The organism is Mycobacterium talmoniae, assembly GCF_001854525.1.
Lineage (GTDB): Bacteria > Actinomycetota > Actinomycetes > Mycobacteriales > Mycobacteriaceae > Mycobacterium > Mycobacterium talmoniae.
The window spans coordinates 1-5,358 of record NZ_MLQM01000247.1; the positions used below are offsets into that span (position 1 = coordinate 1).

Below are 5,358 nucleotides of genomic sequence, written 5' to 3' on the forward strand. Positions count from 1 at the left end.
CCCTGGAGGCGCTGCGCGCGCACGTGGCGGCTGCGCTGGACGCCACCGCGGCGCCGCGCGAACTGCATCTGCTCGACGCGTTGCCGCGCCGCGGCATCGGCAAGGTGGACCGGGTGGCGTTGGCCCGCCGGTTCGGCGGGGATGCGTGACGCGTCTTTCGCCGAGATCTACGTTTCCGTGCGCCGCACCCGCGTTTTCGCCCGGAAACGTCGATCTGGGTGCCAGCCGCGTCGCCGCATCGCCCGGTCGACGCGCTCGATGATGTAGTCGGGGCGGTCTTCCTTGATCACCCGCACCACCAGCCAGCCCAGCTCGTCGACGTACTCTCGGCGCCAATGCTCATTGCGGTAGCTTGCTCGGTCGGTGCGGTGTTGGTCGCCGTCGTATTCGGCGGCCACCATGAACTCTTTCCACCCCATATCCAGAAACGCCACCGGCGTAAAGCCTTTCAGTACCGGGATCTGGGTGCACGGAACCGGAAAACCCGCGTCGATGAGCAGCAGCCGCAGCCAAGTCTCCCTCGGTGACGCGGCGCCGCCGTCCACCAGCGGCAGCGCCGCCCGCAGCCGTTGCACACCCCGCGCGCCGAGGTGGCGCTTGGCCAGCAGCAGGACATCCTCGGTGGAGAACGGGGTGGCCCGCGTCAGCGCGTCCAGCCGGGCGATGGCTTGGTTGCGCGGCAGGTGACGCCCCAGGTCGTAGGCGGTGCGCGCCGCGGTGGTCACCGGCAGACCGGCGACCTTGGTGATCTCGTCGCCACCCAGCGACTCGTCACGCACCACCAGCCCGCGCTGCGGACGGACATGGGGTGCGATCAGCTCAATGGAGATGTCGGCGTCCACCCAGCGGGCGCCGTGCAACGCCGACGCCGCGACACCGGCGATCACGCCGCGGCGTCGGGTGCGCAACCAGGCGCCCACCGTCCGGTCGCGCAGCGACGGCTCCTGCTGCCGCGGGATATACACGCCGCGGAAGATCGGCCGGCACCGGCGGCGCAGGTCGTTGTCGGTGAGCAGGCCGGCTTCAATGGCTTCACTGCCAACAAACACTTCCCCCATGGCGGCATCATGCCCACCGGCACCGACAACCCCGCCGAGATCGACGTTTGCGGGCGCCCCACCCGCACTTTGGCCCGGAAACGTCGATCTCGGCGGGCCGGAGTGCTAGCCATGTCGATCACCTCGTACGCCGCTTGTACACACGCCAGACTGGGCTGCTTCGACGAACCGGCGCAGTATCGCGTTGCGGGCATGCGGCAAAAAGGCCAGCATGACCGGGCTTTGGGGTGCTCGTCGCAACGGGATGAACCGCACCCCGGGGTGAACGTTGCGCCGCATGGCCACATCGGGGATGACGCCGATGCCGCGGTCGGCGGCGACCGATTCCAGCCACTCGTCGAAATTCGTCGTCTCCACAATGGTTTTCGGCCCCTCGTCGGCCGGCCACGACCACGGTCCGGTGGTGCCGCTGGCGGTGTTGACGACCAGCGGCCATTGCGGCACCTCGGCCCAGTCCAACTCCGACCGGTCCGCCAGCGGCGAGTGCACCGAACAGACCGCGACCCGCGACTCAGTGAACAGCGGCACCACCCGCACGGCGGTGGACCCCACCCGTCCCCGCACCACGGCAACGTCGACTCGTCCTTGTTGCACGGCGGCCACCGCATCGTCGGTGCGGACCAGAGTCACCGTCGTCCCGGTGTCCTGCTCGAATCGCGCCACCGTGTGCTGGGCCCACGGGTCGGGCAGCAGCCAGGAGAACCCGAGCCGCAGGCTGGACTGCCGGCGCACCGCGGCGACCCCGCGCTGCAGCTCGGCGAGGATCCGCTCGACGTGCGCGAAGAAGTCCTGGCCCACCGCGGTCACCGCGACCTGGCGGGAACTGCGGTCCAGCAGCGTGGCCCCCAACGCCTTTTCCAGCTGCTGAATCGTGCGGCTCAGCGCCGGTTGGGTGATGGCGAGTTCGTCGGCGGCGCGGGTGAACGACTTGAGTCGAGCCACCGCCTCGAACGCCCGCAGGTGGCGAAGCTCGACCCGATCCCCGCTCATGCCTGGCAAGCATAGATCCTCGACAGCAGGCATTTCACCGTCGCGATTTCCCGGCCTAGCGTCGAAAGCACGACGGGCTCACCCCGGCCCGTCGCCGAGACTGGGAGAACAACCGATGCCGCTGATCTACGTCGATCTCATTGAGGGCCGCACACCCGCCGAGGTCCACGCCGTGCTGGACACCATCCATGAGGCCGTCCTGGAGGCGTTCGCGGTGCCCCCGCGGGACCGCTACCAGGTGGTCCGCACGCACCGGGCCGACGAGGTCGTCGCGTTGGACACCGGCCTGGGTATCACCCGCTCGGCGCGGCTGGTGATCGTGCACATGATCAGCCGCCGACGCCCCCGCGCGCAGAAGCAGCGGTTCTATGACCTGCTGGCCGGCAAGCTTGCCGACCGGTGCGGCCTGGACCCCGCCGATGTGATCGTCTCGGTCACCGAAAACGGCGATGAGGACTGGTCGTTCGGCCACGGTCGGGCCCAGTTTCTCACCGGAGAACTCCAGGGGGCGTAGCGGTGTCGCTGAGCAACCGACTCACCGACTTCTTCGGTATCGAACACCCGATCGTGTTGGCGCCGATGGCCGAGATCTCCGGCGGCCGACTGGCCGCGGCGGTCACCCGGGCCGGCGGTCTCGGCCTGCTCGGCGGCGGCTACGGCGACGCGGACTGGCTGCGGCGCGAATTCGCGCTCGCCGACGACGCCCGGGTCGGCTGCGGGTTCATCACCTGGAGCCTGGCCCGTCACCCGGAGGTGCTCGATGTCGCGCTGCGGCGGCGGCCCGCGGCGATCATGCTGTCCTTCGGTGATCCGGCGGCCTTCGCCGGCGCCATCCGCGACGCCGGGGTTCCGCTCATCTGCCAGGTGCAGACCCTGGCCCAGGCCCACCACGCGCTGCGGTCGGGCGCCGACGTCCTCGTGGCGCAGGGCAGCGAGGCCGGCGGTCACGGGATGACGTCGCGCTCCACGCTCACGTTCGTTCCCGCCGTCGTCGACCTCGTCACCGAAGGCTCGCCGGAAACCTTCGTGCTGGCCGCGGGCGGTATCGCCGACGGCCGCGGGCTGGCGGCGGCGCTGGCGCTCGGCGCCGACGGTGTCCTCGTCGGTACCCGGTTCTGGGCGTCCGCGGAGGCGCTGGTGTCACCCCGCGCACAGCAGCACGCCATCCACGCCAGCGGCGAGGACACCATCCGCACCCGCGTCTACGACGTTGTGCGGCAACTCGATTGGCCCGCCCACTACGATGAGCGGGCGCTGCGCAACACGTTCCTGCAGCGCTGGCACGGCAACGAGGCCGAGCTGCTGGCCGACCTGCCCGAGGCGGTGGCTACCTTTCAGGCGGCCCTGGCCGCAGAGGACTTCGACGTCGCTCACATCCTGGCCGGCGAGGCCGTCGGCCTCATCCACGACGTCGCCGCCGCCGGTGACATCGTGCGGCACATGGTGTGCGACGCCACCCGAATCCTGAACCGCCCGTGACGTGCCGTGCGCCGAGATCGACGTTTCCGTGCGCCGCACCCGCGTTTTCGCCCGGAAACGTCGATCTCGGTGGGCCCAAGGGCACGCCCCGTGGGCCAACGGCGTGCCCCATAGGCTTGGCGGCTATGCGAATCGGTCGCGGCGAGGCGATCGCGGTGGCGGTCGGCCTGGCGCTGGTGGTGGCGGCGTTCGTGGTGCCGCATCTGGGCTGGGGCAGCCTCACCCCGGTGGACACCGACCTGCCGGCGCTGCGGCGGACCTTCGGCGACGCCGCACCGCTGTTCGGGCAGCGCAAACCGCACGTCGGGTGGGGCAGCATCCCGGCGGTGGTGCTCGGGGCCGCCACCGTGCGCTACGGGCCGGACCTGGCGCAGCGGCTGGCGTGGCGGCGATTGACCTGGGCGACCTGGGCGACGGCGTGCGGCTGGGCGTTCGCGCTGGCCATGATCGACGGCTGGCGGCGCGGCTTCACCGGCCGGTTGACCGACCCGCACGAGTACCTACATCAGGTGCCCGGCATCACCGATATCCCCGCGACGCTGCGCACCTTTACCGGCCGGATCCTGGACTTCCAGCCGAACTCGTGGGTCACCCACGTGTCGGGGCATCCGCCGGGCGCGTTGTTGACGTTCGTGTGGCTGGACCGCCTCGGCCTGGGCGGTGGGGCGTGGGCCGGGCTGCTGTGTCTGCTGGTCGGATCCAGCGCCGCGGCCGCGATCCTGGTCGCGCTGCAGGTGCTGGGCGACGAGGCCACCGCGCGCCGAGCCGCCCCGTTCGTCGCGGTGGCGCCGACCGCGATCTGGGTGGCGGTCTCCGCCGACGGGTATTTCGCCGGGGTGGCGGCGTGGGGTCTGGCGCTGTTGGCGGTAGCGGTGCGGGGCCACCCCCGCGCGCCGCTGCTGACCGCGGCCGGGGCGGGCCTGCTGCTGGGTTGGGCGGTGTACCTCAACTACGGGCTGACGTTGTTGGCGTTGCCGGCCGCCGCGGTGCTGGCCTGCGCCACCGACGCCCGCACCGCGCTGCGCACCCTGGCCGCGGCCGCGGTGACCGCGCTGGCGGTCGCGGCGGTGTTCACCCCCGCGGGCTTCTGCTGGTTCGACGGGTACACCCTGGTGCAGCAACGCTATTGGCAGGGAGTCGCCAACATCCGGCCGTTCGGCTACTGGGTGTGGGGCAATCTGGCGGCGGTGGTGTGCGCGATCGGGTTGGGCAGCGTCGCCGGGCTGGGCCGGGTGCTCGACGTCGCCGCGATCCGGCGCCGCTCCGGCCCGCACCTGCTGTTGCTGGCCGCGCTGATCGCGATCGTGTGCGCGGATCTGAGCATGCTCAGCAAGGCCGAGACCGAACGGATCTGGCTGCCGTTCACCGTGTGGCTGACCGCCGCCCCGGCGCTGCTGCCGCGGCGGTCACACCGGCTGTGGCTGGCGCTCAACGTGCTTGGGGCGCTGTTGATCAACCACCTGATCCTGACCAACTGGTAGTGGCCGCGACGAACCGGCTGCCCGGCGGGCAGCGGTCCCGGACCGCGACGATGTCCTGCACGGTGTCGACGTCGGCGAGTTCATCGACGTAGTCCACCTCGATCCCGTTGTTGCGCAACGCCTGTACCGTCAACGCCCCGGTGTCCGGGCGCGACATCGGCACCGTGCGCAGGCAGTCGGCGTCGGCGGGGCGATGCACCCCGAGCAGCCACCAGCCGCCGTCGCGGGCCGGCCCCAGCACCGCGGGGGCGCCCAGCAGCGCCCGCGCGCACGCGGCCAGCAGCCCCGGGCCGGCCTGTGGGGTGTCCATCCCGATCTGCAGCACCGGGCGCCCGTCGGCGGCGTCGGCG

At 71.5% G+C, this 5,358-nt stretch carries 6 protein-coding genes and 1 pseudogene; 4 read left to right on the forward strand and 3 right to left on the reverse strand.

The genetic code is table 11. From position 1 onward, the window contains the following. Positions 1-149: pseudogene (locus BKN37_RS28130) on the forward strand (o-succinylbenzoate--CoA ligase); the annotation flags it as partial. Positions 150-167: 18 nt separating this feature from the next. Here the strand turns inward: BKN37_RS28130 and BKN37_RS25500 are convergent. Continuing rightward, positions 168-1,058, reverse strand: coding sequence for a hypothetical protein (locus tag BKN37_RS25500; protein WP_071029892.1), 891 nt, complete (start codon positions 1,056-1,058; stop codon positions 168-170). A gap of 105 nt (positions 1,059-1,163) precedes the next feature. Beyond that, positions 1,164-2,048 (reverse strand): LysR family transcriptional regulator, encoded by an 885-nt coding sequence (locus tag BKN37_RS25505; RefSeq protein ID WP_071029894.1) that lies wholly within the window; start codon positions 2,046-2,048, stop codon positions 1,164-1,166. A gap of 115 nt (positions 2,049-2,163) precedes the next feature. Here BKN37_RS25505 and BKN37_RS25510 point away from each other — a divergent pair, with 115 nt between their 5' ends. From BKN37_RS25510 to BKN37_RS25520, 3 genes are all read left to right on the forward strand, one after another. Next, a complete protein-coding gene (locus BKN37_RS25510) occupies positions 2,164-2,562 on the forward strand; it encodes a tautomerase family protein (RefSeq protein ID WP_071029895.1) in 399 nt (132 codons plus the stop codon). 2 nt (positions 2,563-2,564) lie between these two features. Then, positions 2,565-3,527: an NAD(P)H-dependent flavin oxidoreductase gene (locus BKN37_RS25515; protein ID WP_071029898.1), complete on the forward strand. Its 963-nt coding sequence runs from the start codon at positions 2,565-2,567 to the stop codon at positions 3,525-3,527. A 125-nt stretch (positions 3,528-3,652) separates the two neighbouring features. After that, the gene (locus tag BKN37_RS25520; RefSeq protein ID WP_071029900.1) at positions 3,653-5,008 is read left to right on the forward strand and encodes a hypothetical protein; all 1,356 of its coding nucleotides are present in this window, start codon (positions 3,653-3,655) and stop codon (positions 5,006-5,008) included. Here the strand turns inward: BKN37_RS25520 and BKN37_RS25525 are convergent. Continuing rightward, positions 4,980-5,358, reverse strand: a 379-nt coding sequence (locus BKN37_RS25525) for a DUF2064 domain-containing protein (protein WP_131823698.1), incomplete at its 5' end; no start/stop codon positions are given. The two genes, BKN37_RS25520 and BKN37_RS25525, sit on opposite strands and share 29 nt — an antisense overlap.